The following is a 21,847-nucleotide window of genomic DNA, read 5'->3' as shown; positions in this document are numbered from 1 at the left end:
GACACGCCTGCCCGGCGCGGCCGACCGGCTTCGGGCCAGGACTGGTTCTCCGTCACCAGCTCAACCGCGCCATCCGTCCAGTCCACATGCCGCGACGGCTCATCCACATGCAACGTACGCGGCACCAGACCGTGCTGCAGCGCCATCACCATCTTGATGACACCCGACACACCCGCGGCAGCCTGCGTATGACCGACGTTCGACTTCACCGAACCCAGCAGCACAGGCTGGTCACGATCCTGACCGTAGGTCGCGATCACCGCCTGGGCCTCGATCGGGTCACCCAACGTCGTACCCGTGCCGTGGGCCTCGACCACATCCACCTCGGCCGTGGTCAGGCCCGCGTTGGCCAGCGCCTGCCGGATCACCCGCTGTTGCGAGGGGCCATTCGGCGCGGACAGGCCGTTCGACGCGCCGTCCTGGTTGACCGCCGAGCTGCGGACCACTGCCAATACCTGGTGGCCCTTGGCCTGAGCGTCTGACAGGCGCTCGACCAGCAGGACGCCGACTCCCTCAGACCATCCCGTGCCGTCCGCGCTGTCGGCGAACGCCTTGCACCGGCCATCGGATGCCAGGCCACGCTGCCGGGAGAACTCCACGAAGGTATGTGGTGTGGCCATCACGGTCACACCGCCGATCAGGGCCAGCGAGCACTCACCCTGTCGCAGGGCATACCCCGCTTGGTGCAGGGCGACCAGCGACGAGGAACACGCCGTGTCCACCGTGACGGCCGGCCCCTCAAGACCGAAGAAGTACGACAGCCGGCCGGACAGCACGTTGAGGCCAGCGGTCGCACCATAACCTTCGAGGTCTGCGCCGATGCCGTAACCGCCCGGGAAAGCGCCCATGAAGACGCCGGTGTCGCTGCCGCGTACGGAACCGGGCTCGATCCCAGCCCGCTCGAACGCCTCCCAGGACACCTCCAGCACCAGCCGCTGCTGCGGATCCATCGCCAACGCCTCACGCGGACTGATCCCGAAGAACGAGGCATCGAAGTTGGCAGCGGTCGCCAGGAAGCCACCCTCTACGCAGTACGACTTCCCGGCCGCATCCGGATCCGAGTCGAACAGGTTCTCCACGTCCCAGCCACGGTCGGTGGGGAAACCGGAAATCGCATCCGTACCCGATTCCACAAGGCGCCACAGATCCTCAGGCGACGACACCCCACCAGGCAGGCGGCAGGCCATGCCCACGATCGCCAACGGCTCGTCCTGCCCCACCGCCGACACCGGCGTGCGTACCTGAACAGGATTCTCGCCGGTGAACAGCTCCTCCAACCGGGCGGCCAGGGCACCTGGGGTCGGGTAGTCGAACACCAACGTGGCGGGCAGCCGCAGTCCCGTGGCCTTCGTCAGGCTGTTCCGTAGTTCCACCGCCGTCAGCGAATCCACGCCCAGATCCCTGAACGCGGCGGTCACCGGAATACTGTCGACGTCGGCGTGTCCCAGAACCGTCGCGGCACTGTCACACACCACCTTCACCAGTGCCTTCGCCCGCTCCTCCGGCGCCAGAGCGGCCAGCCACCGCACCGCACCGCCGGAGGCCGCCCGCCGGGCGACCGGGCGGTGCAACGACCGGAGCATCGCGGGGACTTCGGCTTCCCGTACCGGCTCCATCGCCGCGGCCACCAGAACCGGGTCGCTGCGGCGTGACGCGCCGTCGAACAGCCGCATTCCATGCTCGGCGGAGATGGCCCGCATGCCGCTGCGCCGGATCCGGTCATGGTCTGTATCGGTCAGATTGGCGGTCAGGCCGCTGGTGCCCTCCCAGAGGCCCCAGGCGAGTGCGAGTGCGGGCAGGCCCTCGGCACGACGTTGCTCTGCGAGAGCGTCCAGGAACGCGTTCGCCACCGCATAGTTGCCTTGCCCCGCGCTACCGAATACACCGGCGGCCGAGGAGTACATGACGAACGCGGCCAGGTCGGCGTCACGGGTGAGCTCGTGCAGGTGCCAGGCACCGTCGGCCTTGGGCCGCAGTACCGTGTCCAGTCGCTGCGCGGTCAGGGACTCCACCACACCGTCGTCCACCACACCCGCGGTATGAATCACCGCCGTCAGGGGATGCTCCGGTGACACGTCCGCCAGCACCCGCACCAACCCAGGGCGATCCGATACGTCGCAAACCGCTGTGGCCACCTGGGCGCCCAGTTCGCCAAGCTCGCTGATCAGTGCCCCGTCCGGTGCGCTGCGGGACAGCAGCAGCAGATGACGCACGCCACGCTCGGCCACCAAGTGCCGGGCGGCGATCCCCGCCAGCACACCCGAACCACCGGTGATCAGGACCGTGCCATCCGGATCCCACACCTTTTCTGACTCGGGTTCAGCGGCATGCGTACGGGTCAGTCGTGGCACTTCGAACCGGCCGTCGCTGATCCGCAGCCGCGGCTCATCCAATTCGACGGTCGCCGCCAGCTGGTCGGGGGCGAGGGTGTCGTCGTCGCTTTCCACCAGGACAAACCGGCCCGGATGTTCCGACTGGGCCGACCGCATCAGACCCGACACCGCGGCAGCGGCCAAGCCAGTGCCGATCCGCACAATCAGTGTGCTGTCGGTGAAGCGTTCCTCGGCCAGCCACGCCTGGATCTTCTGCAGGACCTGGGCGGTCAGCGTACGAGTCTGGGCCAGCGGGTTCTCGCTACTGTCGGGGCGTGCGGTGAAGACCACCACCTCGGGCACCGGCACATCGGCGTCCGCCAGGTCTTCGAAGCGGCCTATGGTCAGGCTGGTCTCCTGAGGGGCCGGGATCTCCGTCCACGTCAGGGCGAGCAGGTCGTCGGTGGTGGAGCCGAGTGTGTCGGCCGTCACCGGCCGAGTCACGAGGGAGCCGATGGTGGCCACCGGCCGGCCGGTGTCATCAGCGACCCGCACACTCCAGCCGTCCGCCGCCTGTGTCACGGCGACGCGCAACATCGCCGAGCCGACCGCGTGGACCTGAACCTGGTTCCAGGAGAACGGCAACCGCACGCCCTGCTCGGTGTCGGGCGTGTTCAGGATCCCGGCGTGCAGGGCAGCATCCAGCAACGCGGGATGCACGGCGTATCGGGCCGCGTCCTGCGCTTGCTCTTCGGCGAGGGCGACCTCGGCGTAGACGGTGTCGCCGTCACGCCACGCGGCCTGCAGCCCCTGAAACGCGGGACCGTACTCGTAGCCCACCACGGTCAACTGATCGTAGAAGTCGGCCACGTTCACCGGCTGGGCCTGGGCAGGTGGCCACGCACTGAGGTCTGGCAGCGAGAGGGTCGTATCAGAGTTGCTGACCGTGACCGTGGCGTGCCGCGTCCAGGTATCGACGTTGTCCGCCCGGGAGAAGACCGTCACCGCCCGGCGTCCGGAATCATCGGACTCGGCGACCGCGACGGACAGTTGCACGCCTCCGGTCTGCGGCAGCAGGAGCGGCGTCTCGATCACCAGCTCGTCGATGACGTCACAACCGACCTCGTCGGCGGCGCGGACGACCAGCTCCACAAACCCGGTACCGGGCAGCAGCACACTGCCCCGCACCGCGTGATCAGCCAGCCACGGGTGCGTGGCCAACGACACCCGCCCGGTCAACAGCACACCATCCGAGCCGGGAACCGCCACCGCCTCACCCAGCAGCGGATGGCCGCCCGCGGCCATCCGGTCCGTGCCCTCGAGCCAGTAGCGCTGGTGCTGGAAGGCGTACGTCGGAAGGTCCAGCACCCGTGTTGCCGGAGCATCGCCCAGGAGCGCGGGCCAGTCGACGGTGACGCCGTTGACGTACAGGTGGGCCAGGGCACTGACAGCGGCCTGCGCCTCGTGGTCGCCGTGCAGCATCGCGACGCCGTCGACCAGGCGGGCCAGTGACCGGTCGGCACCCAGCTCGACGAACACGGCGTCCTCGTACGAGGCCACCTGCTCGCCGAACCGGACCGTGTCCCGGACCTGCCGCACCCAGTACTCAGTGGTGGTCACCTGATCACCAGCGGCCATGGAGACCTGCGGCGTCCGGTAGGTCAGGCCTTCGGCGACCGTCCGGAACTCCTCCAGCATCGGTTCCATACGGGCGGAATGGAACGCGTGGCTGGTCGCCAGCCGCGTCCACTTCCCCAGCCCCTCCGCGGCCTGCAGCACGGCGGCCTCATCACCGGAGAGAACCACCGACGACGGCCCGTTGACCGCGGCGATCTCCACACCCTCACCCAGCACGGCCCGGGCCTCATCCTCCGAGACCGGGACAGCGACCATCACCCCACCCGCAGGCAGAGCCTGCATCAGACGAGCCCGCGCCGACACCAAAGTGCAGGCATCCTCCAACGACCACAACCCGGAGACGTATCCGGCGGCGAGCTCACCGACAGAGTGACCGACCACCGCATCCGGCCGTACACCCCACGATTCCAGCAACCCGAACAGAGCCACCTGCAAAGCGAACAGGGCCGGCTGGGCATACCCGGTCTCGTTCACCTCCAGATCGGGCACATCGAGCAGGTCCCACACCTGCTGATGGATCCGCGCGAAGACGGGGAACGCGGCGGCCAGTTCCTCACCCATACCAGCACGCTGCGACCCCTGACCCGGGAAGACGAACACCACCCGCGGATCGGTCGCCGCGGTACCGGTGACGGTGTCATCTCCCAGCAGCACGGCCCGGTGCTCGAACACCGACCGTGTCATCGCCAGCGTCGATGCCACAGCCCGCATATCCACCCCGGGCGACGCCGCCAGATACGCACGCAACCGGCCCTCGTGCTCAGTCAAAGCCGACTGGGTCCTGGCCGAAATCACCATCGGCAGCCACTCCGGTGCCCGCTCGATCACCGCGTTGTCCGCAGGCTGAGTGGGGGGTGCGCTTTCCAGGATGACGTGGGCGTTGGTGCCACTGATCCCGAAGGACGACACGCCTGCCCGGCGCGCTCGGCCCATATCCGGCCACGGCTGGTTCTCCGTCACCAGCGCAACCGCGCCCGCCGACCAGTCCACATGCCGCGACGGCTCATCCACATGCAACGTACGCGGCACGAAACCGCGCTGCAGCGCCATCACCATCTTGATGACACCCGACACACCCGCAGCAGCCTGCGTATGACCCAGATTCGACTTCACCGAACCCAGCAGCAACGGCTGCTCACGATCCTGGCCATAGGTCGCCAGCAACGCCTGGGCCTCGATCGGGTCACCCAGCGTCGTACCCGTGCCGTGCGCCTCGACCACATCCACCTCGTGTGCCGCAAGGCCGGCGTTGCTGAGGGCAGCCTGGATCACCCGCTGCTGGGAAGGGCCATTCGGCGCGGTCAGACCGTTCGACGCACCGTCCTGGTTGACCGCCGAACTGCGCAGCATCGCCAGCACCTGGTGGCCCTTGGCCTGAGCGTCCGACAAACGCTCCACCAACAACACACCGACACCTTCGGAGAAGCCGGCGCCGTCCGCACTGTCCGCGAACGCCTTACTGCGACCGTCACCGGCCAGGCCACCCTGACGAGCGAACTCCACGAAAGTCTGCGGCGTGGCCATCACGGTGACACCACCGACCAGGGCCAGCGAACACTCACCCTGCCGCAGGGCATACCCCGCCTGGTGCAACGCCACCAACGACGACGAACACGCCGTGTCCACCGTGATGGCAGGGCCTTCGAGGCCGAAGAAGTACGACACCCGGCCGGACAGGACACTGACCGCGCTCGCGGTGGCGCCGAAGCCGCCGAGGTCGGCACCGATGCCGTAGCCACCGGGGTACGCACCCATGAAAACCCCGGTATCAGTTCCGCGTACGGAACCGGGCTCGATCCCGGCCCGCTCAAACGCCTCCCAGGACACCTCCAGCACCAACCGCTGCTGCGGATCCATCGCCAACGCCTCACGCGGACTGATCCCGAAGAACGAGGCATCGAAACCAGCCGCGGCATCCAGGAAACCACCCTGCAAGCGATAGGAGTCGCCAGCTGCGGGGCCGAACAGATTCTCCACATCCCAGCCACGATCGGTGGGGAATCCGGAGACCGCGTCCGTACCCGACTCCAGAAGACGCCACAGATCCTCAGGCGACGACACCCCACCCGGCAAGCGACACGCCATGCCGACAATCGCCAACGGCTCGTCCTGCGCCACCACCGACACCGACGTACGTACCGGAACAGGAGTTTCACCGACGAACAACTCCCCCAGCCGGGCTGCCAAGGCCGTCGGGGTGGGGTAGTCGAACACCAGCGTGGCGGGCAACCGCAGCCCCGTGGCCTTCGTCAGGCTGTTCCGCAGTTCCACCGCGGTCAGCGAATCGATGCCCAGATCCTTGAACGCCGCGGTCGCCGGAATCGTGCTGGCGTCGGCATGTCCCAGAACCGTCGCGGCGCCATCACACACCAGCTTCAGCAGCGCCTTCTCCCGCTCCACCGGCGCCAACCGGGCCAGCCACTGCACCGACGAGCCGCCGGTAGAAGCAGCCCGCCGGGCAACCGGACGATGCAACAAACGCAGCAGCGCCGGAACCTCGGCCTCACGCACAGGCTCCATCGCCGCAGCGAGCAGCACCGGCTCACCATGACGTGACGCGGCATCGAGCAAGCCCATCCCATGCCCCGCGGAGATCGCCCGCAGGCCACCACGCCGGATCCGGTCACGGTCCGTGTCAGTCATTTCGGCGGTCAGGCCGCTGGCGTCCTCCCACAGACCCCACGCCACCGCCAGCGCGGGCAGCCCCTCACCACGACGCTGCTCAGCCAAGGCATCCAGGAACGCGTTGGCCGCCGCGTAGTTGCCCTGTCCCCCGCTGCCGAGCACACCGGCGGCGGAGGAGTACATGACGAACGCCGCCAGGTCGGCGTCCCGGGTGAGCTCGTGCAGGTGCCAGGCGCCGTCGGCCTTGGGCCGCAGTACCGTCTCCAGCTGCTGCGCGGTCAGGGACTCCACGACGCCGTCGTCAAGTGCGCCGGCGGTGTGAATCACCGCGGTCAACGGATGCTCTGGTGATACACCGGCGAGTATCCGTGCCAGCCCGGCACGATCGGACACGTCGCAGATCGCCGTGTCGACCCGGGCGCCCAGCTCACCGAGCTCGTTGATCAGCGCATCGTCCGGGGTACTGCGGGACAGCAGCAGGAGATGACGCACACCCTGCTCGGCCACCAGATGCCGGGCCGCGATCCCCGCCAGGACACCTGAACCACCGGTGACCAGAACCGTGCCGTTGGCGTCGAGTTGCTGAGGGACGGTGAGGACGATCTTGCCGATGTGGCGGGCACGGCTCATCCAGCTGAACGCCTCACGGGCCTGACGGATGTCCCAGGCCCGCACCGGCAGGGGCAATAGCACACCCTGCGCGAACAGGGCGAGCAAATCGGCGATGATCTCCCGCAGCCGGTCCGGACCGGCGTCCATCAGATCGAACGCCTGGTAGCTGGTACCCGGCCGGTCGGCGGTGACCTGGTGCGGGTCACGGATGTCGGTCTTGCCCATCTCGACGAACCGGCCACCACGAGGCAGCAGATCAAGCGAAGCATCGACAAAGTCACCGCTGAGGGAGTTCAGGACGACATCGACACCCCGGCTGTCAGTGGTGTCCAGAACCATTTCCCGGAAGCCAGTGGTACGCGAGTCCCCGATCCGGGCATCCTCCAGACCCGCCTCGCGCAGGACGTGCTGCTTACCGGTGCTGGCCGTCGCGTAGATCCGCGCGCCGAGGTGGCGGGCGATCTGGGTGGCTGCCATGCCGACACCACCCGCGGCGGCGTGGATCAGCACAGACTCACCCGCACTCAGCCCGGCCAGATCCACCAGCCCGTAATACGCGGTGGCGAACACAACCGGCACGGACGCCGCCGTAGTGAACGACCACCCGTCAGGAATCACACCCAGCATTCGGCGATCAGCGATCGCGACCGCCCCGAACCCACCGCCCACAAGACCGAACACTCGGTCTCCCGGGGCCAGATCCTGGACCTCCGGACCGACCTCGAGCACCACGCCCGCAGCCTCAGCCCCGATCACAGCCTCACCGGGGTAAGTGCCGAGCGCGATGAGAACATCGCGGAAGTTCAGGCCTGCGGCGCGTACGTCTACTCGTACTTCACCGGATTGCAGGGGCCGTTCGGCGGTTTCGGCGGGTACCAGCGCGAGGTCCCGCAAGGTTCCGCTGCGGGACTGCTCCAGCAGCCACGCACGATCCCCGGGAATCGTGAGCGGGCTGCTTTCCGGCGTATTCGCCCGCGCCAGCCGCGGTACCTCGAACCGGCCGTCGCAGACCCGCAGCCGCGGCTCGTCCAACCCGACAGTCGCGGCCAGTTGCTGGAGGGTGAGGTTGTCGTCGCATTCCACCAGGACGAACCGGCCGGGGTGTTCCGACTGGGCAGACCGCATCAGACCCGACACCCCGGCGGTGGCCAGCCCGGTGCCGGTCCGCACGACCAGCGTGCTGTCGGTGAAACGTTCCCCGGCCAGCCATGCCTGAACTGCCTGGAGAACCTGGGTGGTCAACGTGCGGGTCTGTACCAGCGGATCCGGCGGATCCAGCGGGGCTAGCGGGTTCTCGCTGCTGTCGGGGAGTGCGGTGCAGACCACCACCTCGGGCACCGGCACATCACCGTCCGCCAGGTCTTCGAACCGGCCGACGCTCAGGCCGGTCTGCTGGGGGGTGGGGATCTCCGTCCAGACCACCGTGAGCAGGTCGTCGGCAGCGGAACCGAGCGTGTCGGCCGTTACCGGCCGCGTTACGAGCGAGTCGACGGTAGCCACCGGTCGGCCGCTGTCGTCGGCGACCCGCACACTCCAGCCGTCCGTCACTGGTGTTATCGCAACGCGTAGCGTGGCCGTGCCAGTGGCCCGGACCTGGACACCGTTCCAGGAGAACGGCAGCCGCACACCCTGCTCGGCGGTGTCGAGTGTGTTCAGAATTCCGGCGTGCAAGGCGGCGTCCAACAGCGCCGGATGCACCGCGAACCGTGCCGCCTCCTCCGCCTGCTCCTCGGCCAGGGCCACCTCGGCGAAGACGGTGTCCCCGTCACGCCACGCGGCCTGCAGCCCCTGGAACGCGGGACCGTACTCGTAACCGGCCCCGGTCAGCCGGTCGTAGAAATCGCCCAGGCCCACCGGCTGTGCCTGTGCGGGAGGCCAAGCAGCAAGCTCTGGCAGCGAGAGGGCAGCGCCAGAGACGCCGATCGTGGCCGAAACGTGGCGAGTCCAGGCGTCGGCGCCATCCGCACGGGAAAAGACCGTCACACCCCGGCGCCCGGATTCGTCAGCCTCGCCGACCGACACGGACAGGTGCACGCTAGCGGACGACGGCAGCAGCAGCGGGGTTTCGATCACCAGCTCATCGACAACGTCACACCCCACCTCATCAGCGGCGCGGACGACCAGCTCCACAAACCCGGTACCGGGCAGCAGCACACTGCCCCGCACCGCGTGATCAGCCAGCCAGGCATGCGTGGCCAGTGATACCCGCCCGGTCAACAGCACACCATCGGACTCAGGCAACTCCACCGCCACACCCAGCAACGGATGACCGCCCGCAACCGACCGGTCCGCACCCTCGGCCCAGAAGCGCTGGTGCTGGAACGCGTACGTCGGAAGGTCCGGTACCCGTGTCGTGGCGGTGCCCAGGATTGCGGGCCAGTCGACGGTCACGCCCTCGACAAACGCCTGTGCCAGGGCGGTGAGCATCCGGGTGGCGTCCCCGTCGTCACGACGCAGCGTGGCAACCGTGACGACATCGTCGTCCATCGCCTGCAACAACACCGGACTCGCGCTGACCTCCACGAACACGGTGTCGCCCTCAGCACGCAACTGGCCGACGGCGGAGTCGAAGCCCACCGGTTCACGCAGGTTCCGGTACCAGTACTCCACATCGAGCGGACCCTCGACCCACGTCCCATCAACGGTCGACAGCCACGGCACCACCGGAGCCTGCGAACCGATACCCGCGGTGATGTCGAGCAGCTCGTCACGGATCAGCTCGACGTGCGGGGTGTGCGAGGCGTAGTCAACGGCGATCCGCCGCACCCGCACCCCCCGCGCCTCATGAACCGCCAGCACACGGTCCACCGCCTCCGGCGCACCCGCAACCACCGTAGACGCGGGACCGTTGTGGGCGGCGATCCAGGCCCCGTCGACCAGCTCGATCTCGTGCGCGGGCAGGGCGACGGATGCCATCGCGCCCCGGCCCGCCAGGCCCCGGGCGATCGCCTGGCTGCGCAAGGTCACGATCCGGGCGGCATCCCGCAACGACACCGCACCGGCCACACACGCCGCGGCGATCTCACCCTGCGAATGGCCGATCACCGCATCAGGCCGCACACCGGCCGCCTGCCACACCGCGGCCAGGGAAACCATCACCGCCCACGAAGCAGGCTGAACCACATCAACCCGGTCCACCACCGCCGGATCATCCAGCACCGCGAACAGATCCCAGTCCACAAACTCACTCAACGCCGCCGCACACTCGGCCATCCGCTCGGCGAACACCACCGACGAACCCCGCAGCGCACTGCCCATCCCCAGCCACTGCCACCCCTGCCCCGGAAAAACGAACACCACTCGGGGGTTGGACACCGCCGTGCCGGTACCGGTGACGGTGACGGTGTCGTGGCCGAGGAGTACGGCACGGTGCTCGAACACCGAACGCGTCAGCGCCAGCGTCGACCCCACAGCCCGCATATCCGCCCCGGGCGACGCCGCCAGGTAGGCGCGCAGCCGGTCCTCGTGTTCGGTCAGCGCCGGGAGCGTCTTGGCTGATATCACCAGCGGCACCAGCTCCGAGGCCACAACTGGTGTCGCTACGGGCTGCGCGTTGTTCACAGACTGGGCGGGTGGTGCGCTCTCAAGGACGACATGCGCGTTCGTACCACTGACCCCGAAGGCCGACACACCCGCCCGGCGCGGCCGACCGGTGACGGGCCAGGACTGGTTTTCCGTCACCAGCTCAACCGCACCCGCCGACCAGTCCACATGCCGCGACGGCTCGTTCACATGCAGGGTGCGCGGCACCGTGCTGTGCTGCAGGGCCATCACCATCTTGATGACACCCGACACACCTGCGGCAGCCTGCGTATGTCCGACGTTCGACTTCAATGTGCCCAGCAGCAGAGGCTGCTCACGGTCCTGACCGTAGGTGGCGATCACCGCCTGGGCCTCGATCGGGTCACCCAGCGTCGTACCCGTGCCGTGTGCCTCGACCACATCCACCTCGGCGGTGGTCAGACCCGCGTTGGCCAGCGCCTGCCGGATCACCCGCTGCTGGGCGGGTCCGTTCGGCGCCGTGAAGCCGTTGGACGCGCCGTCTTGGTTGACTGCCGATCCGCGAACGACTGCGAGCACCTGGTGGCCGTTGCGGCGGGCGTCGGAGAGCCGCTCGACCAGCAGCAGACCCGCGCCTTCGGAGAAACCGGCACCATCCGCACTGTCCGCGAACGCCTTGCACCGGCCGTCGGAGGCCAGACCACGCTGCCGGGCGAACTCGGTGAAGACCTCCGGCGTGGCCATCACCGTCACACCACCGGCCAACGCCATCGAACACTCACCATTGCGCAACGCCTGCGCCGCCAGATGCAAAGCAACCAGGGACGAGGAGCACGCCGTGTCCATCGTGATCGCCGGACCCTCAAGGCCGAAGAAGTACGACAGCCGGCCGGACAACACGTTGGGAGCCGCGGTCGCACCGTAACCCTCGCGGGCAGCACCGGCGCCGTAACCAACGGGGAACGCGCCAATGAAGACGCCGGTGTCGCTGCCGCGTACGGAACCGGGCTCGATCCCGGCCCGCTCGAAGGCCTCCCAGGACACCTCCAACAGCAGCCTCTGCTGCGGATCCATCGCCAACGCCTCACGCGGACTGATCCCGAAGAATCCGGCGTCGAAGCCAGCCGCCGTGTCCAGGAAGCCGCCCTCAGCGCGGTACGACTTCCCGGCCGCGTCCGGATCCGGATCGAACAGGCCCTCGACGTCCCAGCCACGGTCGGTGGGAAAGCCGGAGACCGCGTCCGTACCCGACTCGACCAAGCGCCACAGATCCTCCGGCGACGACACACCGCCCGGCAGACGGCACGCCATACCGACAATCGCCAACGGCTCGTCCTGCGCCACCGCCGGCACCGGCTCGCGTACCGGTGCAGGGTTCTCGCCGGTGAACAACTCGTCCAACCGAGCAGCCAAGGCGGTCGGGGTGGGATAGTCGAACACCATCGTGGCGGGCAGCCGCAGCCCCGTCGCCTTCACCAGGCTGTTCCGCAGCTCCACCGCGGTCAGCGAATCCACGCCCAAATCCTTGAACGCACCGGTCACGGGAATGGTGCGGGCGTCGGCGTGCCCCAGGACCACGGCGGCACTGTCACACACCACCTTCAGCAGCGCCTTCTCCCGCTCGGCCGGTGCCAGGGCGGCCAGCCACTGCACCCCACCGTCGGCGGAAGCGGCCCGCCGGGCGACCGGGCGACGCAACGAACGCAGCAACGCCGGAACCTCCGCGGCCCGTGCCGGATCCAGCGACGCGGCCATCAGAAGCGGCTCGCCACGATGCGATGCGCTGTCGAACAGGCGCATCCCACGCTCGGCGGAGATGGTCCGCAGACCGATCAGGTCACTGGTCTCTTCTGACGAACCCCAGGCGAGTGCGAGTGCGGGCAGCCCCTCGGCACGACGTTGCTCGGCCAGCGCGTCCAAGAACGCGGTGGCCGCCGCGAGGTTGCCCTGCCCCGGATTACCCATGACACCGGCGGCCGAGGAATACATGACGAACGCGGCCAGGCCGGTGTTGCGAGTGAGTTCGTGCAGGTGCCAGGCGCCGTCGGCTTTGGGCCGTAGGACCGTGTCCAGCCGCTGCGCGGTCAGGGTCTCCAAGACGCCGTCGTCGAGTGCGCCGGCGGTTTGGATCACCGCCGTCAGCGGGTGTTCCGGTGATACGCCCGCCAGCACCCGCGCCAGCCCGGCACGGTCCGACACGTCGCAGTCCGCCGTCTCGACCCGAGCGCCCAGCTCGCCGAGTTCGTTGAGCAACCCCTCGTCGGCAGTGGTGCGGGACAGCAGCAGGAGATGACGTACGCCACGTTCGGTGACCAGGTGGCGGGCGAGGGCGCCTGCCAGGACGCCGGAGCCGCCTGTGATCAGGACCGTGCCATGCGGGTCCCACACCGTTTCAGATTCGGGCTCAGCGGCGTTCACCCGGGCCAGCCGTGGCACTTCGAACCGGCCGTCGTTGACCCGCAGCCGGGGCTCGTCCAGTCCGACGGTAGCGGCCAGTTGGTGGAGGGTGAGGCTGTCGTCGTCGCTTTCCACCAGGACGAAGCGGCCGGGGTGTTCCGACTGGGCTGAACGCATCAGCCCTGACACCGCGGCGGCGGCCAGCCCGGTGCCGGTCCGCACGACCAGTGTGCTGTCGGTGAAGCGCTCCCCGCCAAGCCACGCCTGGGCCGTCTGGAGCACCTGGGCGGTCAGCGTACGAGTCTGTACCAGCGGATCAGGGCTGCCGTCGGCCTCGGGACGTGCGGTGTAGACCGCCACGTCGGGGACCGGCACGTCACCGTCCGCCAGGTCTTCGTACCTGCCGACGCTCAGGCTGCTCTGCTGGGGAGTCGGGATCTCCGTCCATACCAGCGTGAGCAGGTCATCGGCAGCGGAGCCGAGTGTGTCGGCTGTCACCGGCCGGGTGACGAGGGAACCGATGGTGGCCACGGGCCTGCCGGTGTCGTCGGCGACCCGCACACTCCAGCCGTCTGTTGTCGGTGTTGCCGCGACGCGCAGCATGGCTGTGTCGGTCGCTCGGATTTGGACGTGGTTCCAGGAGAACGGCATCCGCACGCTCTGCTGGTCGGTATCGGGTGTGTGCAGGACGCTGGCGTGCATGGCGGCGTCCAACAGCGCCGGATGCACCGCGAACCGTGCCGCCTCCTGCGCCTGCTCCTCAGCGAGGACGACCTCGGCGTAGACGGTGTCCCCGTCACGCCACGCGGCCTGCAGCCCCTGGAACGCGGGACCGTACTCGGTACCCGCGGCAGCCAGCCGGTCGTAGAGGTCGGCCACGTTCGTCGGCTGGGCCTGGGCTGGCGGCCACGAGGCAAACTCCGGCAGCGAGAGGGGTGCATCAGAGGCGCTGATCGTGGCGGAAACGTGCCGGGTCCATGTGTCCGCGTTGTCCGCCCGGGAGAAGACCGTCACCGCGCGGTGTCCGGACTCATCGGCTCCGCCGACGGACACGGACAGTTGGACGCCTCCGGTCTGCGGCAGCAGGAGCGGGGTTTCGATCACCAGCTCATCGATAACGTCGCACTCGACCTCGTCGGCGGCTCGGACGACCAGTTCCACAAATGCGGTCCCGGGGAGCAGGACACTGCCCCGGACCGCGTGATCGGCCAGCCATGTATGGGTGGCCAGCGACACCCGCCCGGTCAGCACCACACCATTGGAGTCCGGCAACTCCACGGCCACACCCAGCAACGGATGACCACCCGCAGCCGAGCGATCCACACCCTCGACCCAGTACCGCTGGTGTTGGAAGGCGTAGGTCGGAAGGTCCAGTACCCGGGTTGTGGTGGTGCCGAGGATGGCGGGCCAGTCGACGGTGACGCCGTGGACATAGGCCTGTGCCAGGGCGGTGAGCATCCGGGTGGCGTCGCCGTCGTCACGACGCAGCGTGGCAACCGTGACGACATCGTCGTCCATCGCCTGCAACAGCACCGGGCTGGCGCTGACCTCGACGAACACGGTGTCGCCCTGGGCCTGCAACTGGCCGACGGCGGGGTGGAAACCGACCGGCTCACGGAGGTTCCGGTACCAGTACTCCACATCGAGCGGGCTGTCGACCCAGGAGCCGTCCACGGTCGACAGCCACGGCACGACCGGGGCCTGCGAGCTGCTGTCGCTAGTGATGTCGAGCAGTTCGTCGCGGATCAGCTCGACGTGCGGGGTGTGCGAGGCGTAGTCGACGGTGATCCGCCGCACCCGCACCCCTCGCGCTTCATGAGCGGTGAGGACATGGTCGACCGCTTCCGGGGTGCCCGCGATCACGGTGGAGGCGGGACCGTTGTGGGCGGCGATCCAGGCCCCGTCGACCAGCTCGACATCCTGTGCGGGCAGGGCGACGGATGCCATCGCGCCCCGGCCCGCCAGGCCCCGGGCGATCGCCTGGCTGCGCAAGGTCACGATCCGGGCGGCATCCCGCATCGACACCGCACCCGCCACACACGCCGCGGCGATCTCACCCTGTGAATGGCCGATCACCGCATCCGGCCGCACACCGGCCGCCTGCCACACCGCGGCCAGGGAGACCATCATCGCCCAGGAAGCGGGCTGGACCACATCAACCCGGTCCACCACCGCCGGATCATCCAGAACCGTGAACAGGTCCCAGTCCACGAACTCGCGCAACGCGGCCGCGCACTCGGCCATCCGCTCGGCGAACACGATCGAGGAATCGCGCAGCGCACTGCCCATCCCCAGCCACTGCCACCCCTGCCCCGGGAAAACAAACACCACCCGGGGATCGGACACAGCGGTGCCGGTGACGGTGTCGTCTCCAAGGAGTACGGCGCGGTGCTCGAACACCGACCGTGTCACCGCGAGCGTTGATGCAACAGCCCGTGTATCCACTCCGGGCGACGCCGCCAGGTAGGCGCGCAGCCGGTCTTCGTGTTCGGTCAGGGCGGGCTGGGTCTTGGCCGATATCACCAGCGGCAGCACATCCGAGGCCACCACCGGCGTCTCAACAGGCTGCGCCTCCTCCGCGGGCTGAGCGGGGGGTGCGCTCTCCAGGATGACGTGGGCGTTGGTGCCGCTGACTCCGAAGGACGACACGCCCGCCCGACGGGGCCGGTCGGTGCCGGGCCAGGGCTGGTTCTCCCTCACCAGCTCAACCGCACCCGCCGCCCAGTCCACGTGCCGCGACGGCTCATCCACGTGCAGGGTGCGGGGAACCGTGTTGTGCTGCAGGGCCATGACCATCTTGATGACACCCGACACGCCCGAGGCGGCCTGAGCATGACCGATGTTCGACTTCAGCGAGCCCAGCAGCAGGGGCCGTTCCCGGTCCTGACCGTAAGTGGCGATCACCGCCTGGGCCTCGATCGGGTCGCCCAGCGTCGTACCCGTGCCGTGGGCCTCGACCACATCCACCTCGGCCGTGGTCAGACCCGCGTTGGCCAGCGCCTGCCGAATCACCCCCTGCTGGGAGGGGCCGTTCGGCGCGGACAGGCCGTTCGACGCGCCGTCCTGGTTGACCGCCGAGCTACGGACCACCGCCAACACCTGATGGCCCTTGGCCTGGGCGTCGGAAAGCCGCTCTACCAGCAGCACACCAACGCCTTCAGCCCATCCCGTGCCATCCGCGCTGTCTGCGAACGCCTTGCACCGGCCATCGGAGGCCAGACCACGCTGCCGCGAGAACTCCACGAAACTTTGCGGCGTGGCCATCACCGTGACACCACCGACCAGGGCCAGGGAACACTCCCCCTGCCGCAGGGCATACCCCGCCTGGTGCAATGCCACCAGCGACGACGAACACGCCGTGTCCACCGTGATGGCGGGGCCTTCGAGGCCGAAGAAGTACGACACCCGGCCGGACAGGACACTGGTCGCGCTGGCGGTGGCCGCGAAGCCGCCGAGGTCAGCACCGGCACCGTAGCCACCGGCGTACGCGCCCATGAAGACGCCGGTGTCGCTGCCGCGCACGGAACCGGGCTCGATCCCGGCCCGCTCGAAGGCCTCCCAGGACACCTCCATGATCAGCCGCTGCTGCGGGTCCATCGCCAGAGCCTCGCGTGGGCTGATGCCGAAGAATCCGGCGTCGAAGCTGGCTGCGCTGTCGAGGAAGCCGCCCTCTACGCAGTACGACTTCCCGACCGCGTCCGGGTCCGGATCGAACAGGCTCTCCGCGTCCCACCCACGGTCGGCGGGGAAACCGGAAATCGCATCCGTACCCGACTCCACAAGGCGCCACAGATCCTCAGGCGACGACACCCCGCCGGGCAGACGGCAGGCCATACCCACGATCGCCAGCGGCTCGTCCTGCCCCACCACCGAGGCGGTGCGCACCAATACAGGATTCTCGCCGGTGAACAACTCCCCCAGCCGAGCAGCCAAGACCGCCGGGGTCGGATAGTCGAACACCAACGTGGCCGGCAACCGCAACCCCGTCACCTTCGCCAGACCGTTCCGTAGTTCCACCGCGGTCAGCGAATCAATGCCCAGATCCCTGAACGCTCCGGTCACCGGAATGGTGCGGGCATCGGCGTGCCCCAGAACCGTCGCGGCGGTGTCACGCACCACCTTCAGCAGTGCCTTCGCCCGCTCCTCCGGCGCCAGGGCTGCCAGCCACTGCGCTCCACCGGCGAGAGCGGCACGCCGGACGTTCGGACGATGCAACGACCGCAGCAATGCCGGGACTTCCGCGTCCCGTACCGGCTCCATCGGCGCGGCCACCAGAACCGGTTCACTGTGGCGTGACGCGTTGTCGAACAGCCGCATCCCGTGCTCGGCGGAGATGGCCCGCAGGCCACCGCGCCGGATCCGGTCACGGTCCGTGTCGGTCAGTTGCGCGGTCAGGCCGCTGGCGTCCTCCCAGAGGCCCCAGGCCACCGCGAGTGCGGGCAGGCCCTCGGCTCGGCGTTCTTCGGCGAGCGCGTCCAGGAACGCGTTTGCCGCCGCGTAGTTACCCTGACCCGCACCGCCCATGACACCGGCAGCCGAGGAATACATGACGAACGCCGCCAGGTCGGCGTCCCGGGTGAGCTCGTGCAAATGCCAAGCACCATCGGCCTTGGGCCGGAATACGGTCTCCAGCCGCTGCGCGCTCAGGGACTCAACGACACCGTCATCCACCACGCCCGCGGTATGAATCACCGCCGTCAACGGGTGCTCCGGCGACACACGCGCCAACACTCGCGCCAGCTCTGCACGATCCGACACGTCACAGGCCGCTGTGTCCACCGCGGCACCCAACTCGGCCAACTCGCTGAGCAGCGCCCGGTCCGGAGTGCCGCGAGACAGCAGCAGGAGATGACGCACACCACGTTCGGCCACCAGGTGCCGGGCGACGATCCCCGCCAGAACGCCGGAACCGCCCGTGATCAGGACCGTGCCATCCGGATCCCACGCCCTTTCAGGCTCAGGCTCATCGGCATGTGCGCGGGTCAGCCGTGGTACTTCGTACCGGCCGTCGCTGATCCGCAGCCGCGGCTCGTCCAATCCGACAGTCGCGGCCAGCTGGTCCGGAGTGAGGGCGTCGTCATCACTTTCCACCAGGATGAACCGGCCGGGGTGTTCGGACTGGGCCGAGCGCATCAACCCCGACACCGCTGCCGCGGCCAAACCAGTACCGGTCCGCACCACCAGCGTGCTGTCGCTGAAGCGTTCCCCGCCAATCCACTCCTGGACTGTCCGCAGAACCTGCGCGGTCAGTATGCGAGTCTGTGCCAGCGGGTCGTCGTTGCCGGGGAGCGCGGTGAACACCACGACATCGGGCACCGGCGCATCGCCGTCCGCCGCCAGGTCTTCAAACGCACCCACCGTCAGACCGGTCTGCTGGGGGGTGGGGATTCCTGCCCAGGTCAGGGTGAGCAGGTCGGTGGCACTGGTGGCCGGTTCGTTGACGGGAACGGCGTCCAGCGCGAGGGAGCGGGCGGTCAGGACAGGAAGCCCTGTGCTGTCGACGGCCTCTACCGACAGGGTCTCGTCATCCTGTGAGGTGAGGCGGACGCGCAGCTCGGCAGCGTTGCGGGCGTGCAGGGTCAAGCCCTGCCACGCGGCGGGAGTCTCCTCGCCTACGGCGGCGAAGGCGGCAGTCATCAGGCCGGGATGAAGCAAAAACCTGGTGGCGTCGTGGGTGTCGTCCAGGGCGACCTCGGCGAACACTTCGCTGCCACGGCGCCACACCCCGCGCAGTGACGGTACTCGGGCCTCGACCGGGACCGCACCGGCCGGCGGCCACGCCTCGCCGGCCTGCCAGCCGGACACCCTGCCGGTGGTGGTGGCCAGGGTCGCGGTGGCCAGGCGTGTCCAGAGCTCGTCGTCGCTGTAACGGGCGTGGATACTGAGCTGGCGGCGGCCGGCATCGTCGGGTTCGCTCACCCAGGTCTGTACCTGGACGGCGCCATCGTCAGGAAGCAGCAGCAAGGCTTCCACGGTGAGTTCCTCGACCAGGCCGCAGCCGGTCTCGTCCGCCGCTGCCAGCGCCATCTCGGCGAACGCCGTCGCGGGCAAGACCGTCTGGTCCTGCAACCACAGATCACCGCTCCGGGAAACTTGCGAGGTAAACAGCACTCCACTGGCCTCGGCCAGCCCTACCGCCGGCCCGAGCAGCGGATGACCGCCCGCGGCCGCCCGGTCCGCACCCTCAAGCCAATACCGCTGGTGCTGGAAGGCGTATGTCGGAAGGTCCAGCACCCGTGTTGCCGGAGCATCGCCCAGAAGCGCGGTCCAGTCGACGGTGACGCCGTTGACATACAGGTGGGCCAGGGCACTGATCGCGGCCTGTGCCTCGTGGTCGGTGTGCAGCATCGCGACACCGTCGACCAGGCGGGCCAGCGACCGGTCGGCACCCAGCTCGATGAACACCGCGTCCTCGTACGAGGCCACCTGCTCGCCGAACCGGACCGTGTCCCGGACCTGCCGCACCCAGTACTCAGCCGTCGTCACCCGATCACCAGCGGCCATGGCGAGGCGGGGTGTTTGGTAGGTGAGGCGTTCGGCGACCGTCCGGAACTCCTCCAGCATGGGTTCCATGCGGGCGGAGTGGAAGGCATGGCTGGTTGCCAGACGTGTTGACTTGCCCAAGGCTGCTGCGGCCTGCAGTACTGCGGTTTCATCGCCGGAGAGAACCACCGACGACGGGCCGTTGACCGCGGCGATCTCCACACCCTCACCCAGCACGGCCCGGGCCTCATCTTCGGAGACCGGGACGGCGACCATCACCCCACCCGGGGGCAGGGCCTGCATGAGGCGGGCCCGCGCCGACACCAGCGTGCAGGCATCCTCCAGCGACCACAACCCGGAGACGTATCCGGCGGCGAGCTCACCGACAGAGTGACCGACCACCGCGTCCGGCCGTACACCCCACGATTCCAGCAACCCGAACAGGGCCACCTGCAAAGCGAACAGGGCCGGCTGGGCATAGCCGGTCTCGTTCACCTCCAGATCGGGCACGTCCAGCAGGCCCCACACCTGCTGATGGATCCGCGCGAAGACGGGGAACGCGGCGGCCAGTTCCTCACCCATACCAGCACGCTGCGACCCCTGACCCGGGAAGACGAACACCACCCGCGGATCAGACACCGTGGTCCCGGTAACGGTGTCATCTCCAAGGAGCACCGCCCGGTGCTCGAACACCGAACGCGTCACCGCCAGCGTTGACGCCACACCCCGCACGTCCACCCCAGGCGACGCCGCCAAATACGCACGCAGCCGGTCCTCGTACTCGACCAGAGCTGGCAACGTCCTCGCCGAAATCACCAGCGGCACCAACTCCGACGCCACCACCGGCGCCTCCGCAGGCGGCACATCGTCCACAGCCTGCGTGGGGGGTGCGCTTTCCAGGATGACGTGGGCGTTGGTGCCACTGATCCCGAAGGACGACACACCTGCCCGGCGAGGCCGACCCATATCCGGCCACGGCTGGTTCTCCGTCACCAGCGCAACCGCGCCATCCGTCCAGTCCACATGCCGCGACGGCTCATCCACATGCAACGTACGCGGCACCAGACCGTGCTGCAGCGCCATCACCATCTTGATGACACCAGACACACCCGCAGCGGCCTGCGTATGACCCAGATTCGACTTCACCGAACCCAACAGCAACGGCTGCTCACGATCCTGGCCATAGGTCGCCAGCAGCGCCTGGGCCTCGATCGGGTCACCCAGCGTCGTACCCGTGCCGTGCGCCTCGACCACATCCACCTCAGCCGTACTCAGACCCGCATTGCTGAGAGCCGCCCGGATCACCCGCTGCTGCGAAGGACCGTTCGGCGCGGACAGGCCGTTCGACGCACCGTCCTGATTGACCGCCGATCCCCGCACCACCGCAAGCACCTGGTGGCCCTTGGCCTGAGCATCCGACAAACGCTCTACCAACAGGACGCCGGCGCCTTCAGCCCATCCCGTGCCGTCCGCGGCATCGGCGAACGCCTTGCACCGGCCGTCGGAGGCCAGGCCACGCTGCCGCGAGAACTCCACGAAACTTTGCGGCGTGGCCATCACAGTGACACCACCGACCAGGGCCAGCGAACACTCACCCTGCCGCAGGGCATACCCCGCCTGATGCAACGCCACCAACGACGACGAACACGCCGTGTCCACCGTGACAGCCGGCCCCTCGAGACCGAAGAAATACGACACCCGACCCGACAGGACACTCACCGCACCGGCAGTTGCCCCGAAGCCGCCGAGGTCGGCACCAACGCCGTAGCCACCGGGGTACGCACCCATGAAAACACCGGTGTCGCTACCGCGGAGGGAACCGGGTTCGATCCCGGCCCGTTCGAACGCTTCCCAGGACGCCTCCAGGACCAGCCGCTGCTGCGGATCCATCGCCAACGCCTCACGAGGACTGATCCCGAAGAACGAGGCGTCGAAACCGCCTGCGGAGTCCAGGAAGCCGCCCTGCACGCAGTACGACTTGCCTGCCGCCTCCGGATCAGGGTCGTACAGGTTCTCGACGTCCCAGCCACGGTCGGCGGGGAATCCGGAAATCGCGTCCGTACCCGACTCGACAAGGCGCCACAGATCCTCCGGGGACGACACCCCACCCGGCAGACGGCACGCCATACCCACAATCGCCAACGGCTCGTCCATGGCTGCCCGCAACGACGTGTTCGCCTTGCGGAGCCGCGCGTTCTCCTTGACCGACTTGCGCAATGCGTCGAGAAGCTGATCTTCCCTCATCGTTCTTCCTCCAGCACGTGCTTGATGAGAGCGTC

2 protein-coding genes (both only partly in view) are annotated in these 21,847 nt (G+C 68.6%); both read right to left on the bottom strand.

Features of this window, described 5'->3' with window-relative positions:
- Positions 1–21,812: the 5' portion of a type I polyketide synthase gene (locus LIV37_RS41290; RefSeq protein ID WP_243146060.1), read on the bottom strand. It extends 8,857 nt beyond the left edge of the window; 21,812 of the gene's 30,669 nt are visible here — the first part of the coding sequence; it begins with the start codon at positions 21,810–21,812; its stop codon lies beyond the left edge, outside the window.
- On the bottom strand, positions 21,809–21,847 hold the 3' end of the coding sequence (locus LIV37_RS41285; protein WP_121823892.1) for a type I polyketide synthase. The gene runs 25,650 nt beyond the window's last position; the window shows 39 of its 25,689 coding nt (coding positions 25,651–25,689); the start codon falls outside the window, past its right edge; it ends in the stop codon at positions 21,809–21,811. Before LIV37_RS41285 ends, LIV37_RS41290 begins: the two co-directional genes overlap by 4 nt.

This window comes from Streptomyces rapamycinicus NRRL 5491 (assembly GCF_024298965.1).
Classification (GTDB): Bacteria; Actinomycetota; Actinomycetes; order Streptomycetales; family Streptomycetaceae; genus Streptomyces; species Streptomyces rapamycinicus.
Note: the sequence above shows the minus strand (reverse complement) of the source record. Positions and strands in the feature narration are given on the sequence as shown.